Source organism: Demequina sp. NBRC 110054 (assembly GCF_002090115.1).
In the GTDB taxonomy this organism is placed as follows: domain Bacteria; phylum Actinomycetota; class Actinomycetes; order Actinomycetales; family Demequinaceae; genus Demequina.
The window spans coordinates 1586781-1611057 of record NZ_BBRK01000004.1 but is presented as its reverse complement, the minus strand read 5'-3'; the positions used below and the strand labels follow the sequence as shown (position 1 = coordinate 1611057).

27 protein-coding genes are annotated in these 24277 nt (G+C 68.3%); 10 read left to right on the top strand and 17 right to left on the bottom strand.

The window, feature by feature from the left end:
- Positions 1-8: 8 nt before the first annotated feature.
- Complete coding sequence (locus B7K23_RS07400; protein WP_084125702.1) at positions 9-374, bottom strand: RidA family protein; 366 nt, start codon at positions 372-374, stop codon at positions 9-11.
- A 146-nt stretch (positions 375-520) separates the two neighbouring features.
- Here B7K23_RS07400 and B7K23_RS07395 point away from each other — a divergent pair, with 146 nt between their 5' ends.
- Positions 521-1228 (top strand): hypothetical protein, encoded by a 708-nt coding sequence (locus tag B7K23_RS07395; RefSeq protein ID WP_084125701.1) that lies wholly within the window; start codon positions 521-523, stop codon positions 1226-1228.
- 3 nt (positions 1229-1231) lie between these two features.
- Here B7K23_RS07395 and B7K23_RS07390 read toward each other — a convergent pair whose 3' ends face one another.
- The 5 genes from B7K23_RS07390 to B7K23_RS07370 form a co-directional block, all read right to left on the bottom strand.
- Positions 1232-1633, bottom strand: a complete 402-nt coding sequence (locus tag B7K23_RS07390) for a pentapeptide repeat-containing protein (protein ID WP_304441560.1) — start codon at positions 1631-1633, stop codon at positions 1232-1234.
- Positions 1634-1703: 70 nt separating this feature from the next.
- Positions 1704-2678, bottom strand: coding sequence for a hypothetical protein (locus tag B7K23_RS07385; protein WP_143338143.1), 975 nt, complete (start codon positions 2676-2678; stop codon positions 1704-1706).
- Positions 2675-3208, bottom strand: a complete 534-nt coding sequence (locus B7K23_RS07380) for an RNA polymerase sigma factor (protein ID WP_084125698.1) — start codon at positions 3206-3208, stop codon at positions 2675-2677. The genes B7K23_RS07385 and B7K23_RS07380 overlap by 4 nt, the downstream gene beginning before the upstream one ends.
- Before the next feature lie 160 nt (positions 3209-3368).
- Entirely contained in the window at positions 3369-3824 is a 456-nt protein-coding gene (locus B7K23_RS07375) for a HEPN domain-containing protein (protein WP_084125697.1), read from the bottom strand.
- A complete protein-coding gene (locus tag B7K23_RS07370) occupies positions 3817-4410 on the bottom strand; it encodes a hypothetical protein (protein WP_084125696.1) in 594 nt (197 codons plus the stop codon). Before B7K23_RS07370 ends, B7K23_RS07375 begins: the two co-directional genes overlap by 8 nt.
- A gap of 168 nt (positions 4411-4578) precedes the next feature.
- On the opposite strand from B7K23_RS07370, the gene B7K23_RS07365 reads away from it, so the two are divergent.
- Both B7K23_RS07365 and B7K23_RS07360 read left to right on the top strand, forming a co-directional pair.
- Positions 4579-5181 (top strand): hypothetical protein, encoded by a 603-nt coding sequence (locus tag B7K23_RS07365; RefSeq protein WP_084125695.1) that lies wholly within the window; start codon positions 4579-4581, stop codon positions 5179-5181.
- A gap of 129 nt (positions 5182-5310) precedes the next feature.
- On the top strand, positions 5311-5538 hold the full coding sequence (locus B7K23_RS07360) for a hypothetical protein (protein WP_084125694.1): 228 nt from the start codon (positions 5311-5313) through the stop codon (positions 5536-5538).
- A gap of 1 nt (position 5539) precedes the next feature.
- On the opposite strand, the gene B7K23_RS07355 is transcribed toward B7K23_RS07360, so the two are convergent.
- From B7K23_RS07355 to ychF, 3 genes are all read right to left on the bottom strand, one after another.
- Positions 5540-5941: a hypothetical protein gene (locus B7K23_RS07355; RefSeq protein WP_084125693.1), complete on the bottom strand. Its 402-nt coding sequence runs from the start codon at positions 5939-5941 to the stop codon at positions 5540-5542.
- Between the two features lie 184 nt (positions 5942-6125).
- The gene (locus tag B7K23_RS15460) at positions 6126-6836 is read right to left on the bottom strand and encodes a hypothetical protein (protein ID WP_143338142.1); all 711 of its coding nucleotides are present in this window, start codon (positions 6834-6836) and stop codon (positions 6126-6128) included.
- 212 nt (positions 6837-7048) lie between these two features.
- On the bottom strand, positions 7049-8134 hold the full coding sequence (gene ychF, locus B7K23_RS07345; protein ID WP_084125691.1) for a redox-regulated ATPase YchF: 1086 nt from the start codon (positions 8132-8134) through the stop codon (positions 7049-7051).
- Between the two features lie 167 nt (positions 8135-8301).
- Between ychF and B7K23_RS15710 the strand changes: the two genes are divergently transcribed.
- Positions 8302-8472 (top strand): hypothetical protein, encoded by a 171-nt coding sequence (locus tag B7K23_RS15710; RefSeq protein ID WP_159451351.1) that lies wholly within the window; start codon positions 8302-8304, stop codon positions 8470-8472.
- 67 nt (positions 8473-8539) lie between these two features.
- On the opposite strand, the gene B7K23_RS07340 is transcribed toward B7K23_RS15710, so the two are convergent.
- From B7K23_RS07340 to B7K23_RS07325, 4 genes are all read right to left on the bottom strand, one after another.
- A complete protein-coding gene (locus B7K23_RS07340; RefSeq protein ID WP_084125690.1) occupies positions 8540-10285 on the bottom strand; it encodes an ABC transporter ATP-binding protein in 1746 nt (581 codons plus the stop codon).
- Complete coding sequence (locus tag B7K23_RS07335) at positions 10282-11217, bottom strand: ABC transporter permease (protein WP_084125689.1); 936 nt, start codon at positions 11215-11217, stop codon at positions 10282-10284. The genes B7K23_RS07340 and B7K23_RS07335 overlap by 4 nt, the downstream gene beginning before the upstream one ends.
- The gene (locus tag B7K23_RS07330) at positions 11210-12136 is read right to left on the bottom strand and encodes an ABC transporter permease (RefSeq protein ID WP_084125688.1); all 927 of its coding nucleotides are present in this window, start codon (positions 12134-12136) and stop codon (positions 11210-11212) included. The genes B7K23_RS07335 and B7K23_RS07330 overlap by 8 nt, the downstream gene beginning before the upstream one ends.
- A 310-nt stretch (positions 12137-12446) precedes the next feature.
- A complete protein-coding gene (locus tag B7K23_RS07325; protein ID WP_307175609.1) occupies positions 12447-14099 on the bottom strand; it encodes an ABC transporter substrate-binding protein in 1653 nt (550 codons plus the stop codon).
- A 277-nt stretch (positions 14100-14376) separates the two neighbouring features.
- Between B7K23_RS07325 and rmuC the strand changes: the two genes are divergently transcribed.
- The gene (gene rmuC, locus B7K23_RS07320) at positions 14377-15660 is read left to right on the top strand and encodes a DNA recombination protein RmuC (RefSeq protein ID WP_084125687.1); all 1284 of its coding nucleotides are present in this window, start codon (positions 14377-14379) and stop codon (positions 15658-15660) included.
- On the opposite strand, the gene B7K23_RS07315 is transcribed toward rmuC, so the two are convergent.
- Positions 15657-16634 carry a 4-hydroxy-3-methylbut-2-enyl diphosphate reductase gene (locus tag B7K23_RS07315; RefSeq protein WP_234996441.1) on the bottom strand — a complete coding sequence of 326 codons (978 nt, stop codon included), beginning with the start codon at positions 16632-16634 and terminating at the stop codon, positions 15657-15659. The two genes, rmuC and B7K23_RS07315, sit on opposite strands and share 4 nt — an antisense overlap.
- A 31-nt stretch (positions 16635-16665) precedes the next feature.
- Here B7K23_RS07315 and xseA point away from each other — a divergent pair, with 31 nt between their 5' ends.
- Positions 16666-17955 (top strand): exodeoxyribonuclease VII large subunit, encoded by a 1290-nt coding sequence (gene xseA / locus B7K23_RS07310; RefSeq protein WP_234996440.1) that lies wholly within the window; start codon positions 16666-16668, stop codon positions 17953-17955.
- Between the two features lie 64 nt (positions 17956-18019).
- Here the strand turns inward: xseA and B7K23_RS07305 are convergent, their stop codons facing one another.
- The gene (locus B7K23_RS07305; RefSeq protein ID WP_084125685.1) at positions 18020-18457 is read right to left on the bottom strand and encodes a hypothetical protein; all 438 of its coding nucleotides are present in this window, start codon (positions 18455-18457) and stop codon (positions 18020-18022) included.
- Positions 18458-18552: 95 nt separating this feature from the next.
- On the opposite strand from B7K23_RS07305, the gene B7K23_RS07300 reads away from it, so the two are divergent.
- The 4 genes from B7K23_RS07300 to B7K23_RS07285 all read left to right on the top strand — a co-directional run bounded on the left by B7K23_RS07300 (position 18553) and on the right by B7K23_RS07285 (position 22740).
- Positions 18553-18783: an exodeoxyribonuclease VII small subunit gene (locus B7K23_RS07300; RefSeq protein ID WP_084125684.1), complete on the top strand. Its 231-nt coding sequence runs from the start codon at positions 18553-18555 to the stop codon at positions 18781-18783.
- Positions 18780-19697 carry a carbohydrate kinase gene (locus tag B7K23_RS07295; RefSeq protein WP_084125683.1) on the top strand — a complete coding sequence of 306 codons (918 nt, stop codon included), beginning with the start codon at positions 18780-18782 and terminating at the stop codon, positions 19695-19697. The genes B7K23_RS07300 and B7K23_RS07295 overlap by 4 nt, the downstream gene beginning before the upstream one ends.
- Before the next feature lie 67 nt (positions 19698-19764).
- Complete coding sequence (locus B7K23_RS07290) at positions 19765-21165, top strand: aspartate ammonia-lyase (RefSeq protein WP_084125682.1); 1401 nt, start codon at positions 19765-19767, stop codon at positions 21163-21165.
- A gap of 261 nt (positions 21166-21426) precedes the next feature.
- Positions 21427-22740, top strand: a complete 1314-nt coding sequence (locus tag B7K23_RS07285) for an NAD(P)/FAD-dependent oxidoreductase (RefSeq protein WP_084125681.1) — start codon at positions 21427-21429, stop codon at positions 22738-22740.
- A gap of 130 nt (positions 22741-22870) precedes the next feature.
- Here B7K23_RS07285 and B7K23_RS07280 read toward each other — a convergent pair whose 3' ends face one another.
- Together B7K23_RS07280 and B7K23_RS07275 are read right to left on the bottom strand one after the other, a co-directional pair.
- Positions 22871-23353 (bottom strand): hypothetical protein, encoded by a 483-nt coding sequence (locus B7K23_RS07280; RefSeq protein WP_084125680.1) that lies wholly within the window; start codon positions 23351-23353, stop codon positions 22871-22873.
- A gap of 147 nt (positions 23354-23500) precedes the next feature.
- Entirely contained in the window at positions 23501-24232 is a 732-nt protein-coding gene (locus tag B7K23_RS07275) for a metal-dependent transcriptional regulator (protein WP_084125679.1), read from the bottom strand.
- Positions 24233-24277: the final 45 nt, after the last annotated feature.

The window sequence follows — 24277 nt, the reverse complement described above, 5'->3', positions numbered from 1 at the left end:
CGGTCGACTCAACCTCGGAAGGCCGTCGCCTCGATCTCGATCTTGAGCGCAGGATCGATCAGCCCGCATTGCTGCATCGTCGCGGCCGGACGCACGTCGCCGAGCCACTTGCGCAGCACCGGCCAGCACGACTCGAAGTCCTCGACATTCGGGAGCAGGTAGCGCACGCGGACCACATCGCTCATCGCGAAGCCGCCCTCGGCGAGCGCCTCCGCGATGGTCGCGAGCGCGGCGTCGGCCTGCTCGGCTACGTCGTGGCTCACGGCGCTCGTGGTGCCCGACACGAACGCCCAGTCGCCATGGACGACTGCGCGCGAGTAGGCGACGCGCTCCTCCCAGGGCCCGCCTGAGGTGATCAGCTTCCGCTCAGTCATGGGCCCATTGTGGCGGACCGCCCGCCGATTGCCGACACTCCGTGCAGCTGCATGAGGGCCTCGTGGCCGCCGCGACGGCACCGCTAGACTTCGTGACGGACACTGCATGCCAGGGGGTCGCGTGTCCCGTCGTTGGAGGGGGAACCATGACGCACCGCACCATCGTCTCCGCTGGGCTCGCCACTGTCGTGGCGGTCGCGGTCCTCACCGGCTGCACAGACGGCACGGACCCGTCCGCGTCGCCCTCGGCGACGTCCCCGTCAGCCTCCGGGACCGTGTCCGCATCCGCGTCCGCTCGCGCGACCGCCTCTTCCGCGCCCGACGCCGACGGGGAGCCGTCGTCCGAGCCGACCGTCGAAGACACGGCCGGCTGGGCCGAGGACCTGCCGTTCACGATCGAGGAGTACCGGGTCGCGCGCTCCGACAAGGACGAGACCGCGACGGCGGAGCTCGCCTACACGCTCGAGATGGCCTCCGAGACCGACATCAGGATCTCGCTCACCGACTGGGGCTGGTCCTCGACCGCGGACGGTGGCGATGCGACGGCGATCCCGAACACCACCATCTACGTCATCCTGGACGTGTACCCCGGCGCGGTGTCGGCCCTCTACAGCGGCGACGAGCTCGTCGGCTACCTCTATCCCGCCACCTCGGCAGTGACCGGCGAGGACATCATGGCCGACTTCGAGGACGCGACGACGACCTGGCGGACGACGTTCGACGTCGACGACCTGCGCGAGCACTACGTCGGTGTCATGACGTGGAGCGGCAAGGCCGTGCACGACAGCACCGTGCAGACGACGCACTCGCACGTGCTCAGTTACAGCGTCGTCCAGGGCGCGACGGCTGGATAGGGGCTAGACCTCGGACAGGTCGACCCCCGGGTCGACGAGGACGCCGTCGAGGCGCGTCTCCTTGGCACCCTTGCCGACGCCGACGCTTCCGAATGTCGCGCCGGCCAGATCCGCGCCGCGCAGGTCGGCGCCTGTCAGATCGCAGGCGGAGAAATGCGCATCACGCAGCGAGGCTCCGCGGAGGTTGGCGCCGGTGAGATCACAGAACCTGAAGTACCACCCGCCGAGCGTGGCCTGACGAAGATCCGCTCGAGCGAAGCTGCACCGGTCGATCCACATGAGTCCCTGCCGCCCGACAGATGTCAGGTCGGCGCCGGAGAAGTCGATGCTCTCCAGTCTCGCACCCGGGCGAGCGCTCGCGAGCGTCTCGCGATCCCCGACCACGCGCGGCCTCTCAGCATTCACGCCGGTAGCGTATCCAGTGCCCTCTGGGTTTTGAGGGCCCGCCGGGCGGGATGCGCCGCGATCTTCCCACTTACCAGCCGGTGAGAAGCAGCACGCCGTCGCCCGTGCACCCCGCGGGCACCGAATGCTCGACACTGACGTTCGCCAGCACCCGCACCGTCCCACCGGCCACCAGACGGTCGCCGTCCTCGAAGGTCTCGGACCTGGAGAAACGCGAGAACGTCAATGTGCTGCCGTCGTAGCTGAAGCTGTCTTCGGGCAACATGAGGATCAGAGGCTCGTCGACGCCGACCTCGACGCCGTTCTCCTCCGCGGTCGCCGAGCCGACCAAATCGATGTACACGCAGCCGTCAGCGAACTCCAGATCTCCCGCGATGCCAACGCCCGCGGTCGGCGCGTCTTCGGGGAACACCATCGTCGCGACCTCGCCACGGAAGGTGCTCGCCGACGGTGTCATCGACGCCGACGGGTCGACCTCCAGAGACTCTCCCCACACGACACCGAAGCAACCGGGATCCTGGTCGACCATCTCGCCGATCTCATACTGACCAAGGTCGGCGCCATCCGAAGTCGAGACGTCAAGAACGTATCGCGTCACGCCTCCCGGCTGGCTGGTGGAGAGAGTGAACCCATCAACGGATGCGTCGCCGATGACCTCCTGCAACTCGGTCACCGAGGCATCATCGGCTTCCCTGCCCACCACAAGCTCTGACGTCACCGCGTCGACATCACCGGCCTGCACCGCCTCGAAGAAGGCCCGCGCGGCGGCATCGACGCTCGACTCGCCCCGAACGCATGCACCCGCCGAGCCTGCCGGCTGAACGGGAGCGGCGTCGAAAGCCCTGCCTCCGAGGCCGCTGGCCACGACCGCCACGACCGCAAAAGCGCTCACCGAGCCCGCCGCGTACCAGGCAGCCCGACGCCGTCGACGGGCCGTGATCCGCCGCCACGCGGCTGCCGCGCGTGCTGACTTGTCGCCACGCGCTGCGATCCGACCACCGACCCGGTCGGCACCGTCGTGAAGAACATCTCCCAGATCGCTCATCGCCGCGCCTCCTTCACCCTCACGGTCTCTGTCTGCTCGTCTTCGTCGGTCAGCTCGAAGTGCTGGGAGAGCAGCGCGCGGCCGTCCGACAGATACCGCTTGACCGTGCCCTCGGAGGCCGACATCGCAGACGCGACACCGGCAACCGTCATGTCGTCCAGGTATCGCAGGACGATCGCGGTACGGACTCGCGGCGGCAGCGCCGCGAGCGCGACGGCGACCGCTTCGTCGCCCTCAACTGCGGCTTCTGGACCGGGAGCCTCCTCCGTGCGAATGAGCTTCGGGAGGCGTGCCGTCCATCGGGCGTCGCGACGCACCGCGTCGATATGGGTGTTCCGGATCGCGGCCCGCACGTAAGACTCGGCCGCAGCGAGGTCTTGCCACCGTCGCCGCTTCGAGAAGGTCCTGACGATCGCATCCTGGACGAGCTCCTCAGCCGCGCTGTACGAGCCGACGAGTGCGAACGCGTATGCGCTCAAGCGCCGCATCGACTGCGCGTACAGCGCCTCGACGACTTCCCTGTCCTTCATCACTCGACCCCCGATCGAAGGGTAGAACGAACACCTTCCTCAATCGGTTGGGGACGTCCATCCACGAGCGGACATGAACCGGGTTGCCACGGGATGGCCTCACCAGAGGTGAGACGGCCACGAGATTCTGAATCTGAACTCGACCGCGTTCCGCGCGGAATCACCCCTGTGCCTGGACCACGAGCGCACAGGCTCCGACGATCCTTCCGCCTGCCGCAATCGCTTCCCGAACGTCGTCGCGGGTCGCCTCCGGGCGGGCATCCTCCGGATACTCAGTGCTGTTGCGGATCTGGCGCATCCAGTCGAACTCGGCGATCTCGTTCGCCGCGTCCGGCATCAGCGCGCCCGCGGCCAGGCCCGTGTTGCGGTGCGCGCCTCCCACTGGTCGCACGCGCAGTCCGTAGACGGCCAGTACCGCCACCAGCGCTTTGCGGGTCCCGTCATACGCAGCGGTGAACGCCATGGCCACGTCGTCGGTTCCGACCAAGGCCTCCGCCGTGACGAGGTGGCGCTGAGCCGTGACGATCACCGCCCGTGCGTGGTCGCGATTCACTGCGACTCGTTCGAGCCGCCTGGAGGCGAGCATCCGCACAATCTCCTCGGGGAGCTCAGCCATGCGCACCGTCCCTCAGCAGATCGACCATGGGGCGGCCCTTCACCGTTGCGAGGAAGGGCGTCGGCTCAGCCGCCTCCCACTCCTCGCGCGCGACACGAGAGACGTTGACGTCCACACCGATCCGGGCGGAGGCCGTAGAGGCCACATCGGCGAGAGCCCTCCGCGACGCCGTACCGACAACCAGAACATCGATGTCGCGCGGGAACTCCCCTGCCTCTCCGCCACGTCGCGCCGCCCACGAGCCGTAGATGAACGCAGCCTCGACACCGTCGATCTCAGAGAGGAGCTCGCGCAGCACCGGCACCGGCCCGTAGGTCGCCGCGATCAGGTCTCGCATGAGCGAGAAGAGCGGATGCTCTGCGTTCGCGCGAACCATCCGGTTGCGCCCGACGGCGCGGTCGCGAAGCACGCCGGCCTCGACGAGGCGGCCGATCTCCTTGTGCACCACGCCCGGCCCAGCGCCCGTCAGACGGCCAAGATCGGCGAGCGAGAACTCCTCCTCGGCACGACCGAGAGTCTCCGCGAGCAACGCACCGGAGACGTCCGACCTCACGAAAGGCGTGAGTACCGACGGAAGAGTCTTCACAAAACGTGACTATATCTTCTCGTTAAGAGAAGGGTCAAGGGTGGGCGCTAGACGTTGAAGCGGAACTCCACCGCATTCCGTAGCCGAATAACGTATGGGTGTCCACGGTGCGAGTCGCGTCGTCAGCATCATTGCTCCTTGGGACGAAGACCGCACTAGAGTCTGGCCATGACCCTGGCCGAAGACGAAGCGCTCGCGGCAGCACCCGACACCCCGGACGATGCGCTGATCCGTCTTCTGTCCCACCGCAGTTGGCAGGTGCGCTGGAACGCGGCTCAGAATCGCGGAGCGAGCGACGCCGTGCGACTAGCGGCGCTCGCGACGGGCGACAAGGATCTTGCTGCCGCAGTCGGCCAGCTAGGCGACGCACTCTCGTCGACCGTTCTTGAGGCCGTGTTCGAGCACCCGAAGAGGGACGGACGCGAGCAACTTGGCTGTATTGCGCACGACCGGACAACACAGGAACGCCTCGCCTCGGACCCCGACCTCAAAGTCCGAGCATCTTTGGCCGGGAACAACGAAGACGTACCTGAGGACCTGGTGCGCAAACTGGCAGCAGACCGACGCGCCGAAGTCCGCGCCTGCGTGGCCTGTCGCCACGCGCTACCGGAGGACCTAGTCATAACCCTCGCGTCAGACCGCTCCGCGCTTGTGCGCTGGTGGCTGATCTTCACGAGGAACACGCGCGAGGTTGCGGAGCTGCTTCGCGACGACCCGGACGAGGTCGTAAGGGACCAAGCACGCGGAGTGCTCGGCGAACCGCCCGACTAGCGCATCGTCGGTCGGCCCTCAACTACACGTTAAATCTGAACTCAACCGCATTCCGCAGCCGAATAACGTCTGGGTGTCCAGATCGATGTTCGTCCGGGCAAGAAGCAATGACCTCTGTACCTTGGTCGCATGGATTCGCAGACTCTCTCGACCGAACAGGCCTACGAAGCGGCGTTTCGGTTCGTCGCCCAATACTTCGGCAGGGAGCAGGACTCGGAGTCGCTGGAGCTGATGCTCATCGCCATGGAGCCGTCCGCGGACTATGCGCGAACGAATGACCCAGCATCGTGGTCCGACTGGCTGAAGTGCGTCTCGGAGACCCTCTCGGGAGAGCCTCTGCCCTCCGTAGGCAAGTGAGTCAGCGCGGGCTCGGTGAGCGGGACACAGTCACTGTAGCCGTGACGTAGAAACCGTGTGGCGCGATCTTCGTGATGGCTCGCATCCTGACACCCACCGGTTCCCGCGTGACGACGTGGGCCTCAGCGAAGCCATAACGGAGATCGTCCATCCAGGCGCGTACTAACTCCGCTTCGACCTGGTCATCGCTCACGCCGGGCCGGGCGATCGCTGTCACATCGAGCAAATTCTCCGGGTCTCCAGTTGACGCCACGAGGACATCGCTGAGCACCTCGGACTCGAACAAGTAGACGTCGAAGTCCATTGACATGCCGAGCAGGTCGTCGCCGGCGCTGGGCGTGGCTCCCGCCATCAACGCGGCACAGGCTGCCATGAAAGCCGTCTCTGAGTCCTGCGATGACATCTGCTCATCCTGGCAGCAACGCCGGGACACGTGCCAGATTCCACCCGGCTCGTTTACCGGTGGATCTGACGCGAGATGTTGGACGGCGACTACACATTAAATCTAAATTCGACCGCATTCCGTAGCCGAAAAACGTCTGGCGCTGTGCTCTCCTGCCACCTGTCCCCGCCCGGGCCGATTCGACTCAAGCTGTGGCGATCGCGTCGATGAATCGAGAATACGTCTCCATTGAGGGCCGGAGCGTGACAACCAATTCGATACCGCGATCCGCCAGCTCAACGAGTTCATCGCTCAGAACCGCCAGACTGGTGAATCCCTCGTCGACTGCGGCCGAGATCTCCAGCCGCACGACGTCCTTAGCCTCATCGCTTTTCCCAAGCAGTTCCGCCAGCGCCGCATCGTCCAGTTCGACCCGCCAATCGTCGGCTAAATCGTCGTTGGCTCTGTCCTCCTCCCTCATCCGCTGAGGGAAGAGGACCCGTTCTGCCAGCACACCTCTCGGAGTCCAACTCGCAATGTGAATCGAAGCTTCCGGAAACGCCGAGATCGCCACACCTTGCTTATGGGCGTCCGACATGAATCCGAAAGTGGCTTCGGTTCCTAGCCACGGGAACACGACCTCCAGGGCCGTAGCTCGTTCTGCTATCGCCCGAAGACATTCACGCGTGACCATCGCTGGACCGTCGCCGCCGAGGACGAAGCGCACGTCGACCACCACGACCTGATCCGGGCTCCCGTTCGGAGCGCGTCGCAGTGCGCTGCGCAATCGCCAGGTCGACAGCGAACGGGCCGGCCCGCGAAGACGGCTCGGACGACGGGAGATCCACGTTCGAGTCATAGGCACTGAGTCATCACCCATGCCGGAGAACACGCTTGCCGAGTCGATTTCGGTCACGTTCGGAGGCTCCTTCTCCCAGGGCTGAAGAAAACCGTCACGATCCACGGGCAGGTCCACCCCAGCAGGAGCACCCTCTTCGCGTTCACGCGTGGAAGCATATCCATGCGACATCTGCGACGATCTGCATCCACGAGCACAGCGACCGCACACACCGCGTCCGCGAGGAACTTGTCAAACGCTAGGCGCTGCGCCCAGATGTTGGACGGCGACTACACGTTAAATCTGAACTCCACCACGTCGCCGTCGACCATCACGTAATCCTTGCCCTCCATGCGGACCCAGCCCTTGGCCTTCGCCTCGGCCATCGAGCCGGCCTCGACGAGGTGCTCGTACGAGACGACCTCCGCCTTAATGAAGCCCTTCTCGAAGTCCGTGTGGATGACGCCGGCGGCCTGCGGCGCGGTCCAACCCTTGCGGATGGTCCAGGCGCGGGCTTCCTTGGGGCCGGCGGTCAGGTACGTCTGCAGCCCGAGCGTGTCGAAACCGATGTGCGCGAGCTGGTCCAGGCCGGACTCGGTCTGGCCGGTCGAGGCGAGCATCTCGGCCGCCTCATCGTCGTCGAGCTCGATGAGCTCCGACTCGAACTTCGCGTCCATGAAGATCGCCTTGGCGGGCGCGACGAGCGCCTCGAGCTCGGCCTTCTGCTCCTCGTCGAGCAGGCCCGCATCGTCGGTGTTGAAGACGTAGATGAACGGCTTGGTGGTGAGGAGGTTGAGCTCCTTGAGCTCCGCGAGGTCGAGCCCCGCGACGGGGCCGCCCGCGAAGAGCGTCTGGCCTGCCTCGAGGATCTCCTTGGCCTCCTGAACCGCGGCGAGGAAGTCGGCCGAGGCCTTCTTGGCCCGCACCTCCTTCTCGAGGCGGGGGATCACCTTCTCAATAGTCTGGAGGTCGGCGAGGATCAGCTCGGTCGAGATGGTCTCGAGGTCGCCGGCGGCGTCCTCACTGCCCTCGACGCGGGTGACGTCGGGGTCGGCGAACGCGCGCGTCACCTGGCAGATCGCGTCCGCCTCGCGGATGTTCGCGAGGAACGCGTTGCCCAGACCCTCTCCCTCCGAGGCACCCTTGACGATGCCCGCGATGTCCACGAACGACACGGTCGCCGGCAGCTCGCGCTCGGAGCCGAAGATCTCGGCGAGCTTCCCGAGGCGCGAGTCGGGGAGCGGGACGACGCCGACGTTGGGCTCGATCGTCGCGAACGGGTAGTTCGCCGCGAGCACCTCGGCGCGGGTCAGAGCGTTGAAGAGGGTGGACTTGCCGACGTTGGGCAGTCCGACGATTCCGATAGTAAGAGCCACGGGCGACAAGTCTACCGGCGCCAGCACGAGCGCCGGGTGGCGGGGGTCCCGGGACGATGCGATCGCCAGGACGATGCGTCAGTCGCCCGGGTGCGGGGCGCATCGTCCCTTCCCCGCCCCAGCATCGTCCCCTCCCCAGGAGACGCCCTGCGATCTATCCTGACGGCATGACGTTCGAGGAGATCTTCGCCCCCGGCCTGGGCCGCGCGAAGGAGGAGATGGAGCGGGAGAAGCTGCTTCCCGCCCCACCTCCGATCGCGGGCGCTCCCCCGCTGCCGCCGCCGCCCGACGGCGTCGAGATCCCCGACATCGACAACCTGGAGCCCTTCGAGGAGTAAACCCCAGACGCGACGAGGGCGGGACCGGTATGCACCCGCCCCGCCCTCGCGTCGTCTCAGTCGAGCGTCAGTTGCCCCACTCGATCCCGGCGCCCGGGATCGCGTCGAGCAGGCGCTGCGTGTACGGCTCCTTGGCCGACTCGAAGATCTCGTCGGTGCTGCCGGCCTCGACGATCTTGCCCTGCTCCATCACCGCGACATGGTCGGCGATGACGCGCACCACCGCGAGGTCGTGCGTGATGAACAGGTAGGTCAGCCCGAGCTCGGCCTGCAGGTCCGCCAGCAGCTGGAGGATCTGCGCCTGGACGAGCACGTCGAGCGCGGAGACCGCCTCGTCGAGCACGACCACATCAGGCTTGAGCGCGAGCGCACGGGCGATAGCCACGCGCTGACGCTGGCCGACCGACAGCTCGTTCGGATAGCGGTTGGCGAGCTCCTCGGGGAGCGACACCTGGTCGAGCAGCTCGCGGACACGCTCACGACGGGCGGCCTTGTCGCCGACCTTGTGCACCTTCATCGGCTCAGCGATCGTCGCGCCGATCGACCGCTGCGGGTCGAGCGACGAGTACGGGTCCTGGAACACCGGCTGCATGCGCGAGCGCAGCTTGAACAGGTCCGAACGCGACACGTTGGTCATGTTCGTGCCGCCCACGACGATGTCACCGGCCGTGGGGGTCTCCAGGCCGAGGATCATCTTCGCGGCCGTCGACTTGCCCGAGCCCGACTCGCCCACGAGTGCGAGCGTGGTGCCCTTCGGGATGTCGAAGTTGATCTCGTCGACGGCGCGGAACGACTCCGAACGGAAGCCGCCCTTGCGGATCGAGAACTCCTTGGTGAGGTTCTTCACCGAGATGACCGGTGCGGCGTCGGCGTCCACGTGCTCCGCACGAGCCTCGGCCATCGCAGCCACGTCGAACTTCTCCGCACCTGTATCCGCCGCCTGAGCGGTCGACTCGATGCGCCGCGAGGCCAGCGAGGGCGCCGCCGCGATGAGCCGCTGCGTGTAGGGGTGCTGCGGGTTCGTGAGCAGATCCCGGCTGGGACCCGACTCGACGATCCGACCCTGGTGCATCACGATCACCTTGCTGGCACGCTCGGCGGCCAGGCCCAGGTCGTGCGTGATGAGCAGGACAGCGGTGCCCTTGTCCCGCGTGAGCGACTCGATGTGGTCGAGGATCACCTTCTGCACCGTCACGTCGAGAGCCGAGGTCGGCTCGTCGGCGATCAGCAGCTTCGGGTCCGCGCCCAGTCCGATGCCGATCAGCACGCGCTGGCGCATGCCGCCGGAGAACTGGTGCGGGAACTGGTTCATGCGACGCTCGGCGTCGGCGAGCCCGGCCTGCTGAAGGACCTCGACCGCGCGGGCCTCGATCTCCTTCTTGCCGGTCGCGACGCCGTTGGCGCGGATCGCCTCGCGGACCTGGAAGCCCACCGACCACACCGGGTTGAGGTTGGACATCGGGTCCTGCGGGACGTAACCGATGACGCCACCACGGATGGCGGCCATCTGCTTCTCGTCGTGGTCGACGATGTCGGTGCCCTCGACGAGCACCTTGCCGCCGGTGATGTCGCCGTTGCCGGGCAGCAGCTTCATCAGCGCGGTGGCCGTCGTGGACTTGCCCGAGCCCGACTCGCCGACGATCGCGACCGTCTCACCGGGGTAGATGTCGAACGACACGCCACGCACCGCGTTGACGATGCCGTTCTGGGTCTGGAACCCGACCTCGAGCTCGTGCACCGAGACGATCGGCTGGTCCTCGCCGACGACCGGCGCGGCGCCGTTGGTGTCTGTCACTGGAGTGGTCTCCGTCATCGTCGGGCCCTCGCCTTCGGGTCCAGGGCGTCGCGGATCAGCTCACCGAGGAAGGTGAACGCGAGCACGGTCAAGGTGAGCGCGAGCGACGGCCAGAGCAGTGCCGACGGGTTGGTGCGCAGCGTCTGCTGTGCCTCGGCGATGTCGTTGCCCCACGAGAAGTAGCCGTTGAGGCCGATTCCGAGCAGCGAGAGCGTCGCCTCCGCGGTGATCGCGCCTCCGAGCGACAGGGTGAGCGCCACGATGACGGGCCCCATCGAGTTCGGCAGCACGTGTCTGAGCAGCGTCGAGCCCCGCGAGCGTCCCACAGCCTCGGACGCCATCACATACTCGAGGTTCTTGTTCCTCAGCACCTCGGCGCGCACGATGCGGGCGAGAGACGCCCAGGCGAAGCCACCGATCGCGATCGAGATGGTGAGCGGGTTGCGCCAGGCCGACATGACCGACATGACGACGACAGCCGCGAGGAAGTAAGGAATCGAGAAGAACACGTCGCCGATGCGCGACAGGATCGAGTCGACCCGACCGCCGTAGTACCCGGCGATCGCACCCATCGGGATGCCGATCACGGCGGTGATGGCCACGACGAGCAGACCGACCGAGAGCGACGTGCGGGCGCCGTAGACGATTCGCGCCCAGACGTCGTAGCCCTGGCGGGTGAAGCCGAGCGGATGGCCCTCAGTCGGGGCGGCGTTGCTGTCCGACAGCTGGCCGAAGCCCGGGTCCGCGTTGGTGAACCACGACGGGAAGAGCGCCATCAGCAGCACGATGAACGAGAGCGTGAGCGCCACGTAGAAGAGCGGACGCTTGCGCAGGTCGCGCCACGCGTCGATCCACATGTTCGAGCGTCGCTTGGACAGCTTGACCTGATCGACCGCGCCGGGCTCGGTCTCCTCGATCGGGGCGACGTAGTGTGCGTTGCGATCAGACATAACGGATCCTCGGGTCGAGCACGGCGTACAGCAGGTCCACCAGGATGTTCACGATGATGTACATCACCGTGAGGATGGTCACGAACGAGACCACGGTGGAGTTCTCGCCGCGAAGGATCGCGTCGTAGAGCACCTTGCCGATACCGGGAATGTTGAAGATTCCCTCGGTGACCGTCGTACCGGCGATCAGCGCGCCGAAGCTCGCTGCCGTGTTCGTGATCACGGGGATGAGGGAGTTGCGGGCCACGTGCACCGGCACCACGCGCTTGCTCGTCAAGCCCTTCGCGTAGGCCGTACGCACGTAGTCGCCCTCACGCGCCTCGATGACCGAGCCTCGCATGAGTCGCATGCCGACCACGTAGATGGTCAGCGCGATGGTGATTCCGGGAAGCAGCAGCGCACCCCAGGTCGCGTTCGCACCTACCGTCACCGGAGCCAATCCCCATTTGATGCCCACGAAGTACTGCGCGACGAAGAGCGCGACGAACGGGGGGATCGAGTTGAGCACGAGCGCGAAGACCAGCGACGCGTGGTCGGCGAACTTGCCCTTGCGCAGACCCGACAGCAGTCCGAAGCCCACCGAGAGCACGAACTCCGCGACGACCGCGATGGTGACGAGCTTCAACGTCACGGGGAATGCGCGGAGGAAGACCTCGTTCACGGACTGGCCGGAGAAGGTGACACCCATGTCACCCGTCAGGAACCCCTGGATGTACAGGAGGTACTGCATGAAGAACGGCTGATCCAGGTGGTACTGCTCGCGCACGGCCTGCAGGACGGCCTCGTTCGGCGTCCTGTCTCCGAAGAGCGCGATGACCGGGTCTCCTGGCATCGAGAAGACCATGAAGTAGATCAGGAACGTCGTTCCGAAGAAGACTGGGATGGCCTGGAGGAGGCGCCTGAGCACATATCGCGTCATCTGCGCGCTCCTCGGGCATGGTTCGGTGAAAACATAGGGTGCCGATTCTAGTGTGAACGGACGCGTGCTGGACACGCGCTGTCAGCGAGCGTACTCGCAGGCGCTGCGGCGACGCGAAAGGAAGCGTCGCCACGGGAGCTGCTGCGAGGCGGCCACCGCCGGGGTACGGCGGCCTGAATTCCCTGCTAGGTGGGGCCCGATGCGCCAAGGTCGAGCGACGCATCGTCCCTGCGCATCCGTGACGCGCACGCAGAGGGGCCCGCTCCGCCAGGAGGCGGAGCGGGCCCGTCCGCGGTGATCGCCTAGGTGCTTACGCGGCCTTGGTGATCTGGTAGAACAGCGGGACCGAGTGCCAGTCGAAGACGACGTTCTCGACGTTCTCCGAGTAGCCGCCGGTCACGTTCGAGTACCAGAGCGGGATGGCGGGCAGGTCCTGGAACAGGATGACCTGCGCCTCCTGGAACTTCTCGATCGCGGTGGCCGAGTCCGAGGCCTGCTTGCCCTCGTCGACCAGAGCGTCGAACTCCTCCGAGGAGTAGTCGCCGTCGTTCGCGCCAGCGTTCGTGTAGTACAGCGGGCCGAGGAAGTTCTCGAGCGACGGGTAGTCCGCCTGCCAGCCGGTACGGAACGCCGCGGTGATGGTGCGGCCGGTGATGTCGGTGCGGAACTCCGCGAACGTCGCGTAGGGCAGGCCCGCCGCGTCGATGCCGAGCGTGTTCTTGATCGAGTTCACGACAGCGTCGACCCAGGCCTGGTGGCCACCGTCAGCGTTGTAGGCGAGCTCGAAGGTGCCGGTCCACGGCTCGATGGCGTCGGCCTCGGCCCACAGCTCAGCGGCCTTCTCGGGGTCGTACGCCAGGACCTCAGAGCCCTCGACGGAGTCCGACCAGCCGTCGATGACGGGCGAGGTGAAGTCCGACGCGGGGGTGCGGGTGCCCTCGTAGAGGACGTCCGTGATCTCGTCGCGGTTGATCGACATCGAGAGGGCCTGGCGGCGCAGGAGGCCGGCCTCGCCCTGGAAGCGCTCGTCGCTCGCCGGGATGGTGAACGACTGGAAGATCGCGGCGGGCTGGTTGACCGCACGGTCGCCCAGGTCCGACTCGAAGGTCGCGAACGCCGAGTCCGGGATGCCGTCGATCACGTCGACGTTGCCCGCGAGGAGGTCAGCGTAGGCCGCGTCCTGCGAGGCGTAGAAGGTGATCAGGAGGCCACCGTTCTGCGCGACGCGGTCACCCGTGTACGAGGGGTTCACGGACAGCTCGATCTGAACGTCGTGCTGCCAGTCGTCCTCGGACGCGAGCATGTAGATGCCGTTGCCGACCGGGGCCGAGCCGAAGGCGTCGGGGTCCTCGAAGAAGACGTCGGGCAGCGGGTAGAAGGCCGAGTAGCCCAGCGCGAGCGGGAACTCCGAGTTCGGAGCCGCGAGCGTGATGGTGAACGTGTAGTCGTCCACGACCTCGAGGCCGGTCATCTCCGGGGTGGAGGCGCCCTCGTCGGTGTTGTAGCCGTCGAAGCCCTCGATCTGCTCGAAGAAGTAGCTGTTCAGCGCGGTCGCGGCGTTGGCCGGGTCGGCGCCCCAGTTCCAGGCGTCCACGAAGTTGTGGGCGAGCACCTCGGTGCCGTCGGTGAACTCCCAGCCCTCTTCGAGGGTGACCGTGAAGGTCTGGTTGTCGTCGGTCTCGATGGACTCGGCGACCTCGTTGTGCGTGGCGCCGTCGCCGTCGTAGTAGACCAGGCCGGCGAAGATCGCGTCGATGATCTTGCCACCGCCGGTCTCGTTCGTCGCGACCGGGATGAGCGGGTTCTGCGGCTCCGAGCCGTTGGTCGAGATGACCGCGGCGCTGGTGGTCTCCGAAGCCTCGGCGGACGTCGAGGTCTCGGTGTCACCACCGTTCGAGCATGCAGTCAGGGCGAGCATTGCCACACCAAGGGTGGCGATGCTGCCGAGAGCCTTCTTGTTCACTGGTTCCTCCTATGCGTCCGGTCTCCCGGACCCTGGATGGGGCCCGCACGGTTCCTTGTGCGGACACTGTTTCGCCGGGCATGCCTACCCAGACGGTGAAAAAAGGGTAGGCGTGTCGATGTTGCGAACTTGTTGCTGAGAGACAGATGACCAGAGATTGTGCCCAAAATGTAATGCAAATCGGTGGATACCTCCTCAGGATGGCCCTGCGTGACGGATTCCGACGCGCTGGTCAGTTTTTCAGCGTCGTGTCAGACCCCCGTGCGAGGGTGAACCCATGACAGAAGCCCTGCTGATCCTCGTCGGCGCCCTGCTCGGCACGCTCGTCGGGTTCCTTGCCGCCCGCGCTCGTGGCGCCTCCGACCTGGGCCACGCGCGCGCCGGGCTCGAGGCGGCGAACCGTCGACTCGAGGACCAGCGGACGGCCCACGAGTCCTACGTCGCCCAGGTGCGAACCGACCACGAGACCCTCCAGCGCGAGTTCCAGGCGCTCTCGGCACAGTCGCTGCGGGAGTCGCAGGAGGCGCTGCTGCGTGTGGCCCAGGAGCGCTTCGCGCGGGATCGCACAGCTGCGGACGCAGAGCTCGCGAAGCGCGAGCAGACCTTCCGAGGGCTCGTCGAGCCCATGGCCAAGGCGCTCGACGACGTGAAGCGGCAGACCTCGGAGGCCGACAAGGCCCGCGCCGAGTCGCAGGCGCTGCTCGCGCAGCAGGTGAGGCACATGCTCGACGCGTCCGAGCAGCTCGGCAAGCAGACGGAGAGCCTGCGCTCCGCCCTGCGCAGGCCCGAGGTGCGCGGCCGGTGGGGAGAGCTCCACCTGCGCAGGGTCGTCGAGGTCGCGGGCCTCGTGAATGGGGTCGACTTCACGGAGCAGGAGTCGGGGACGACGGGCGAGGGCACCCGCCTGCGTCCCGACATGATCGTGACCCTCGCGGGCGGGCGCCGCATCGTCGTCGACGCGAAGACCCCGCTAGACGCGCTGCTCGACATCGATGCGGACCCGGACCACGCCGAGGAGCACGCTGTGCGGCACGTGCGGAACGTGCGCCAGCGCGTCAAGGAGCTGAGCTCGAAGGCCTATCGCGAGCAGTTCGGCTCGGACATCGACTTCTCCGTCCTGTTCCTTCCCGCCGAGTCCTTCCTGCAGGTCGCGACCGAGCAGGACCCGCAACTGCTCACCGACGCCTACGAGAGCGGCGTGGTCATCGCGACCCCGACGGTGCTCGTGGCGATGCTGCGCACGGTCGCGCACACCTGGAAGGCCGAGGCGCTCGCGAGGAACGCGCAGGAGGTGCTCGACACGGGCCAGGAGCTCTACAAGCGGCTGGGAACCATGGGCGAACACCTCGCCCGCGTCGGCAAGGCGATCGACCAGGCCGGGGACGCCTACAACAAGACGGTCGGCTCGATGGAGAGGCAGGTGCTGCCCTCGGCACGACGCTTCGCCTCCCTCCAGCAGATCGAGAAGGGTCTCGAGACTCGCGAGGTGGAGACGTCGATCCGCTCGATCAACGCGCCGGAGCTGCTCGACCCGGTCGTCGCGGCCGAGGACTCGCCCTAGGCCCTGGTCGCGGCCTCCTTGGCCTTGAGGTCGGCGCGGATCTCACGCGGGAGCGAGAACATGAGGTCCTCGGTCGCCGTCCGGACCTCCTCGACGGTCTCGTAGCCGCGGGCCGCGAGCGCATCGAGCACGTCGCGCACGAGGATCTCCGGCACCGAGGCACCCGACGTGACGCCCACGCTCTCGACACCGTCGAACCAGGCGTCCTCGAGCTCGGCCGCGCGGTCGATGCGGTACGAGGACTTCGCGCCGCCCTGGAGCGCGACCTCGACCAGGCGCACCGAGTTCGAGGAGTTCGCGGACCCGACGACGATCACGAGGTCGGCGTTCGGGGCGATCTTCTTGACCGCGACCTGGCGGTTCTGGGTCGCGTAGCAGATGTCGTCGCTCGGCGGGTCCTGGAGGTTCGGGAAGCGCTCGCGCAGGCGACGCACCGTCTCCATCGTCTCGTCGACCGACAGCGTCGTCTGCGAGAGCCACACGACGTTGTCCGGGTCCGGCACCTCGATCGTGTCGGCGTCCTCGGGAGAGTTCACGACGATGGTGTGCTCGGGGGCCTCACCCGCGGTGCCCTCGACCTCCTCGTGCCCGATGTGGCCGATCAGCAGGATCGTCTGCTCGTCGCGGGCGAAGCGCACCGCCTCCTTGTGGACCTTGGACACGAGCGGGCACGTGGCGTCGATCGTGAGCAGGTTCCGCTGCGTCGCCGCCTCGCGGACGGCGGGAGAGACTCCGTGCGCCGAGAAGACCACGTGGGCGCCCTCCGGCACCTCGTCGGTGTCCTCGACGAAGATCGCGCCGCGCTCCGTGAGCGTCTCGACGACGTACTTGTTGTGGACGATCTCCTTGCGGACGTAGATCGGGGAGCCGTGCAGCTCGAGCGCCTTCTCGACGGCGATCACCGCCCGGTCGACGCCGGCGCAGTAACCGCGCGGCGCGGCGAGCAGGACCTTCTTCGCAGGTGTTGCAGGCATGTACCTCATCCTAAGTGGCAGGCTGGGGTCCGTGAGTGACGCGGACGGCTTCCACGGGGACAACGAACCGGGGCCCGTCATGCTTCCTGGCACCGCCGCGGAGACCACTCCCGAACGGCCGTGGCCCGTGCGCCACCTCTCCCCCAAGATCGGCGAGTACATCTCCCGCATGTCCCCCGTATGGGTCGAGGGCCAGGTCCTGGGAGTGAAGCGGTGGCGCGACCTGGTCTTCCTCACGCTGCGCGATACCGACGAGAACATGTCGCTCGGCGCGACCCTCCCGGCCAAGGCAGTCGAGGAGCTGGGCACGCCGCTCGAGGACGGCGCGCGCATCGTCGTCCACGCGAAGCCCCAGTGGTGGACCAAGTCCGGCTCCCTCCAGCTCCGAGGTAAGGAGGTCCGCACCGTCGGCCTCGGCGACCTGCTCGCGCGCCTCGAGATGCTCAAGAGCGCCCTCGCCGAGGAGGGCCTCTTCTCCCCCGAGCGCAAGGTCCCGCTCCCGTTCGTGCCGCGTGTGGTCGGGCTGGTGTGCGCGACCCAGGGCGACGCCGAGCACGACGTGGTCGAGAACGCGCAGCGACGCTGGCCCGCGGTGCGCTTCGAGATCCGCCGAGTCACCGTGCAGGGACCGCGCGCGGTGCCCGAGGTCGTCGCCGCGATGCGCGAGCTCGACGAGACGGATGGCGTCGACGTCATCGTCGTCGCGCGCGGCGGCGGAGCCTTCGAGGACCTGCTGCCCTTCAGCGACGAGGAGATGGTGCGCGCGGCCTCTCGCATCGCGACGCCGCTCGTCAGCGCGATCGGCCACGAGAAGGACTCTCCCCTGCTGGACCTCGTCGCCGACTTCCGAGCCTCGACCCCGACGGACGCAGGAAAGCGCATCGTCCCCGATGCCGCGCAGGAGCGTGCGGGCGTCGAGCGCGCGACGGCGACCATGCGCGGCGCGCTCCTTGCCCGGCTCGATCGCGAGGAGCGCGGACTCGCCACCTTCCGCACGCGCCCCGTGATGGCGCACCCCTCGCGCATGCTCGACCCGCACCGCGAGCGCCTGACCGCGCTCCATCATGCGTGCGGGCGCGCGCTCGTCGATATCCTCAGCGCCGCGGACGCCCGCGCCCGCGAGCTCGCCGCGAGCCTCCGGGCGCTCAGCCCCCAGTCGACGCTCGACCGCGGCTACGCCGTCGTGCGCGACTCCGAGGGAGACGTGGTGCGGGACGCGAGCGTGCTTGACCCGGGAGACCAGGTGCTGGTGCGAGTGGCCCAGGGCACGTTCATCGCCGAGGTCGAGGGGCTCGAAGGCGAGGAGCCCGAGCTCTACTGACACTGGGCGGCTCGCCGCGGCTACGGATACTGCGCGGCTCGGCGCGTCCGGGCACGGCACGCTCCTATCGCAGCGGCAGCGCCATCCGCGCGAGCATCCCCTTCGCGCCGCCCTGCTCGGCGACCCTCCGCCGCGCGATCTGCGCGACGTCCTTGTCTCGGCTGCGTGCCAGCCGATCCAGGACCCGCTGCGGGATCGTCGGATTGGAGGCGAGCGCCATCCGCACCTCCACGTGAGCGTCGCTTGCGAGCCGCTCGTGAAGGTCCTCGGGGATGTCCTCGCGGCGGTTGCGCGCGACAGCCGCGCGCACCGAGATCGCCTCGTCCTCCGCGAGCCTCAGAAGCGCGAGGATCGACGTGAGCGGATGCTCGGCCACCGCGGCGCGCACAAGCGCCTCCTCGCTGTTCGCAAGCCTCGCGAGGTCCGTCTCGTCGCCGCCCTCCTCGATCACCTGTCGCAGGCGTGCGAGCGCGGTCTGCTGCATGTGGCCATCGCTGAACATGTCTCACCCCATCGTGAGTCGTGTGCCCCCTGGGCGCGTCTTCATCGACGCGCTACCGTTGTCGTGTGCCGAATACTACCGACGACGTGGCCGGGATGGCCTACGAGGACGCGCGCGACGAGCTGATCGCGATCGTGGCCCGGCTCGAAGCCGGCGAGACCACTCTGGAGGAGTCCCTGGGCCTGTGGGAGCGGGGCGAGGCGCTCGCCGCCCGCTGCCAGGACCTCCTCGACGGCGCCCGCGAGCGCATCTCGGAGGTGCGCGGCGACGACATGGCGGACGCAGGCGTCGTGGGCGTCGTCCCGGCCGATGAGGACGCAGGATGACCGACCACGCGCTCGTGATCGGCGAGGCCCTGGTCGACGTGGTGCACGCCGCGGACGGCTCGGTCACCCGCCACCCGGGTGGATCGCCCGCGAACGTCGCGCTCGGCCTCGCACGGCTGGGACGCGACGCGGAGCTGCTCACGTGGCTCGGGGACGATGCGGATGGCGCCCTGGTGAGCGACCACCTGCGGTCGTCGGGCGTGACGCTGTGCCCCGGCTCGCTCGGCGCGGCGGCGACCTCGGTCGCGGCGGCGACACTCGACCACACCGGCGCCGCGACCTACGAGTTCGCGCTCGAGTGGAACCTGGCCGACTCCCCGATGCACCGCCTGTCTCCGACCGTGGTCCACACCGGCTCGATCGCTGCCGTGCTCGAGCCGGGAGCCTCCGCGGTGCTGTCCGTCGTCGAGGCGGCGCGCGACACCGCGACCGTCACGTACGACCCGAACGCGCGGCCGTCGCTCATGGGCGACCCCGCCACGGCGCGCGTCGCGGTCGAGCGCATGATCCGCCTCGCGGACGTGGTCAAGGCCTCGGACGAGGACGTCGGGTGGCTCGCCCCCGGCGAGGAGCTCGAGGACGTCGCGCAGCACTGGCTCGGCCTCGGCGCCGCTCTCGTGATCGTGACCCGCGGGGGCGAAGGCGCATCCGCGTGGAGCGCCGAGGGCCAGGTCGATGTGCGCGCCGAGCGCGTCGACGTCGCCGACACCGTGGGCGCCGGCGACTCGTTCATGTCCGGCCTCATCGATGGGCTGTGGGCGGAGGGCGTCCTCGGCGCGAAGCAGCGGGGTGCGCTCCAGTCGATGGACCTGGGCACCGTGAGCGCGATCCTCGAGCGCTGCGTGCGCATCGCCGCGATCACCGTGTCTCGCGCGGGCGCCAACCCGCCGACCCGCGACGAGCTCGACGCCTGACACCACGCCCGCACCACCGGCGGAACCGATCGACCACCGGACCACACCCTCGCGGTCCCCTGACAGAATGAGCGACATGACAACGGAGTTCAGGATCGAGCACGACACCATGGGCGAGGTGCGGGTCCCCGTCGACGCCCTCTACCGCGCGCAGACGCAGAGGGCGGTCGAGAACTTCCCGATCTCCGGCGTCACGCTCGAGCGTCGCCACATCGAGGCGCTCGCCCGGGTGAAGAAGGCCGCCGCACGCGCCAATGCGGAGCTGGGAGTGCTCGAGCAGGACATCGCCGACGCGATCGTCGCCTCCGCGGAGGAGGTCGCCTCGGGCGAGCACGACCACCACTTCCCCGTCGACATCTTCCAGACCGGGTCGGGCACCTCGTCCAACATGAACACCAACGAGGTCATCGCGACGCTCGCGACGTACCGGCTCGGGCGGGACGTGCACCCGAACGACCACGTCAACGCGTCGCAGTCCTCGAACGACGTCTTCCCCACCTCGGTGCACGTCGCGGCCTCCGCGGCGCTGGTCCAGGACCTCGTCCCCGCGCTCGAGACGCTCGCGACCTCGCTCGAGGGCAAGGCCGAGGAGTTCAAGGACGTCGTGAAGTCCGGCCGCACGCACCTCATGGACGCGACGCCCGTGACGCTCGGCCAGGAGTTCGGGGGCTACGCGGCCGCGGTGCGCCTCGGGATCGAGCGCCTGCTGGTCGCGCTGCCCCGGGTCGCTGAGGTGCCGCTCGGAGGCACCGCGGTCGGCACGGGGATCAACACGCCCGCGGGCTTCCCGCAGCGCGTGATCTCGCTGCTCGCCGAGGACACCGCGCTGCCGATCACCGAGGCGCGCAACCACTTCGAGGCTCAGTCGGCCCGCGATTCCCTCGTGGAGCTGTCGGGCGTGCTGCGCACGATCGCGGTGAGCGTCACGAAGATCTGCAACGACCTGCGCTGGATGGGATCGGGCCCCAACACGGGTCTGCGCGAGATCGCGCTGCCCGACCTGCAGCCGGGCTCGTCGATCATGCCCGGCAAGGTCAACCCCGTCGTCCCCGAGGCCGTGCTCATGGTGTGCGCGCGCGTGGTCGGCAACGACGCGACGGTCGCATGGGCGGGCGCGTCGGGAGCCTTCGAGCTCAACGTGCAGATCCCGGTCATGGCCCTCGGCACGCTCGAGTCGATGCGCCTGCTGGGCAACGCCGTGCGCGTGCTCGCCGAGCGGACGGTCGACGGCATCGAGGCGAACGTGGACCACGCGCGCTTCCTCGCCGAGGCGAGCCCCAGCATCGTCACCCCGCTCAACCGCGTGATCGGCTACGAGAACGCGGCGAAGATCGCGAAGCACTCGGTGAAGCGCGGGATGACCGTGCGCGAGGCCACGATCGACCTGGGCTTCGTGAAGCGCGGCGAGATCTCCGAGGAGCAGCTCGACGAGCTGCTCGACGTGGACTCGATGACCGGGCGGGGCTGAGCCAGAGGCTCTCCCGTAGTCTGCGGGCCCGCCCGCGGAGAACTTGGCTCGCGCCCGCACACGGGGCGGGGCATTCGTGGCGGGACCGGGCATTCGCGGCTGGCTCCGAACCCCCTGCTCCGGCGATGAATGCCGGTCGCGGTAGGGACTCAGGTCCCGGCACCAGGTAAAGTTGACGCATCACCACGCGCAGCCGCTGGTCGTCGGCCTGCGGGAAGCAATCGCACCACGACGCGGTTGTACCCAGCAGGAGGTTTACACATGTCAAAGACTCGTGTGCTTATTCTCGGAGGCGGCTACGTCGGCCTCTACACCGCGCTGACCCTTCAGAAGAAGGCGCGCGGGAAGGTCGACATCACCCTGATCGACCGCCGCCCGTACATGACCTACGCGCCGTTCCTGCCCGAGGCCGGAGCCGGCTCGATCGAGGCGCGCCACGCCGTCGTCCCGCTGCGCCGCACCCTCAAGGGCGTCCGCGTCCTGCAGGGCAAGGTGACGAACATCAGCCACCAGGACCGCCGCGTCACCGCGGAGACCGACCTCGGCGAGAACCTCAACCTCGAGTTCGACGAGCTCGTCGTCGCGCTGGGCGCTGTGTCGCGCACCTTCCCGACCCCGGGCCTCGCGGAGAACGCGATCGGCTTCAAGTTCGTCGAGGAGGCCGCCGCGGTCCGCAACCGCATCCTCAACCGCATCGCCCGCGCCGCGACCACCTCGAACCCCGAGCTGCGCAAGCGCCTGCTCTCGTTCGTCTTCGTGGGCGGCGGCTTCGCCGGCATCGAGGCGTTCTCGGAGACCGAGGACATGGCCAAGGCCGCGCTGCGCTACTACCCCGAGCTCAAACCCGAGGACCTCAACTTCGTGATGGTCGAGGCCGCGAACCACATCCTGCCCGAGATGGGTCCGGACATGGGCGAGTACACCAAGAAGGAGCTCGAGTCCCGCGGCATGCGCGTGCTGCTGTCGACGACGCTCGACAGCTGCGTCGACGGCCACGTCGAGCTCTCGAACGGTGAGAAGTTCGACGCCGACACCATCGTCTGGACCGCCGGCGTCAAGCCCGCGCCCGTGATGTCGTCGTCCGACCTCCCGCTCGGCCCGCGCGGCCACATGAGCTCGTCCCCGACGCTTCAGGTCATCGACCAGGACGGCCGCGTCGTCGACGGAGTCTGGGCCGCGGGCGACTGCGCGCAGGTGCCGAACCTCGTCGAGGACGAGGGCGACTGGTGCGCCCCGAGCGCCCAGCACGCCGTGCGCCAGGCCCGCCACATGGGCGCGAACATCGCCGCCAAGCTCTCGGGCGGCGAGCTCAAGGAGTACAAGCACAAGCACCTCGGCATGGTCGCCTCGCTCGGACTCAACAAGGGCGTCGCGGTCATCATGGGCGTGAAGATGCGCGGCTGGCCCGCGTGGGTCATGCACCGCACTTACCACCTGTCGCAGATCCCGACCGTGAACCGCAAGCTGCGCGTCACGCTGGACTGGACCATCGCGCTGCTGTTCCGCCGCGACATGGTCTCGCTCAGCCGCGTCGAGGTCCCGCGTCGCGCCTTCGAGGAGGCCGCGCGAGGCTGACGCTGCCCGGCAGGCCAGGGGCGGCGGTCGACGAGCCGTCGGCCGTATGGACGCCAAGGGCGGGGAACCTTCGGGTTCCCCGCCCTTCGTCGTCCCTGGCGCCGAACGTCCGGTCAGCGCGAGGCTCGCCTCAGCCCGCGGCGCGCGCGACGTCGAGGCACAGCGCCTCGACGGCGCAGGCGGCTGCCGCGTCGTCTGCCAGCTCAGCGAGCGAGCACTCGTCCATCTCATCGGAGAAGACCCGCACGACCGAGAGATCCAGCAGCGCGTCCTCGCGCACGACCGCGTGGGCGTGCTCGGGCCAGTCCTCGCGCGCACGCAGGCAGGCGGCAGTCTCCTCCGCCGAGAGCGACGTGACGAACAGGCGCTCGCCCGGCCGCGACAGGACGCCGTGGTCGAGGGACGCGCCCGCGAACATGACCTCGCTCACGTGCGGCACGTGGTCCGGGTCCCAGCCGGCCATGAGCGCACGGAACCCGTCCGCGCACATCGAGCCCTCGGGGTGGCTGCCGATGACGATGCTCGCGCCCGTGTGCGTGGTGAGGCGCAGGGTGTGCTCGGGCGCGGCGCCCGCGAGGGCGGCGATCCGGGTCAGCTCGTCACGGGTGATCATGCGCGGCTCCTTGCCGTACTCGGCCCCCGGGGCGGGGCTCGTGAGGCAACCCTAAGCAACGCTGACGATTAATGCAACAAGCATGTCACTTAATTGACGGAGAGTGTCATGGCGGCGGGACGGGACCGACCGCGCGCCTCGCGGAGGCTAGCCGCGGCGGGTGGAGTCGCTGTCGACCTTGGAAGTCGACACGCGACGCAGCGGCGCGGGCTCGATCGTCACCCAGACCGCGTCGGTCGCGGCCTGTCCGAGCGCGAGCGCGGCGCCGTCCGGGCAGAGGACCTCGACCGCACCCGAGAAGGGCGCACCCTCCCGTACCTCGAGCTCGATGCCGATGCGGAAGTCCTTGTCGGCGAAGAAGCGCAGCAGCTCGGGGTCGGCATCGGAGATACGCTCGACGCGCACGCGCGCGCCGGGCGAGACCGAGGACAGCAGGCACGCGTCGGGCGCGTCGAGCACGCCCTCCGCGCTCGGGATCGGATCGCCGTGGGGGTCGCGCGACGGTTGGCCGAGCCGCTCGTCGATGCGGTCGATCATGAAGTCCGACACCGCATGCTCAAGCGTCTCGGCCTCGTCGTGCACCTGGTCCCACGTGTAGCCGAGCACGTCCACGAGGAACGTCTCGATGAGCCGGTGCCGACGCACCATCGCGACGGCGTAGCGCCGCCCCTCCTCGGTGAGCTCGACCGCGCCGTAGGGGGTGTGCGTGAGCAGCCCCTGCTCGGACAGGCGCCTCACCGCGTCCGAGACGCTCGACATCCGCACGCCCACCTTGGCCGCGAGCGCGGTCGGCGTCACGGGCTCGTCGGTCCACTCCTGGAGGCCCCACACGGCCTTCAGGTAGTTCTGGGCGCTGGCAGACAGCTCGGAGACCGACACGGCGTCAGGCTACCAATCGGGGGTCGGGCGCCCCGGGAGGGCGCG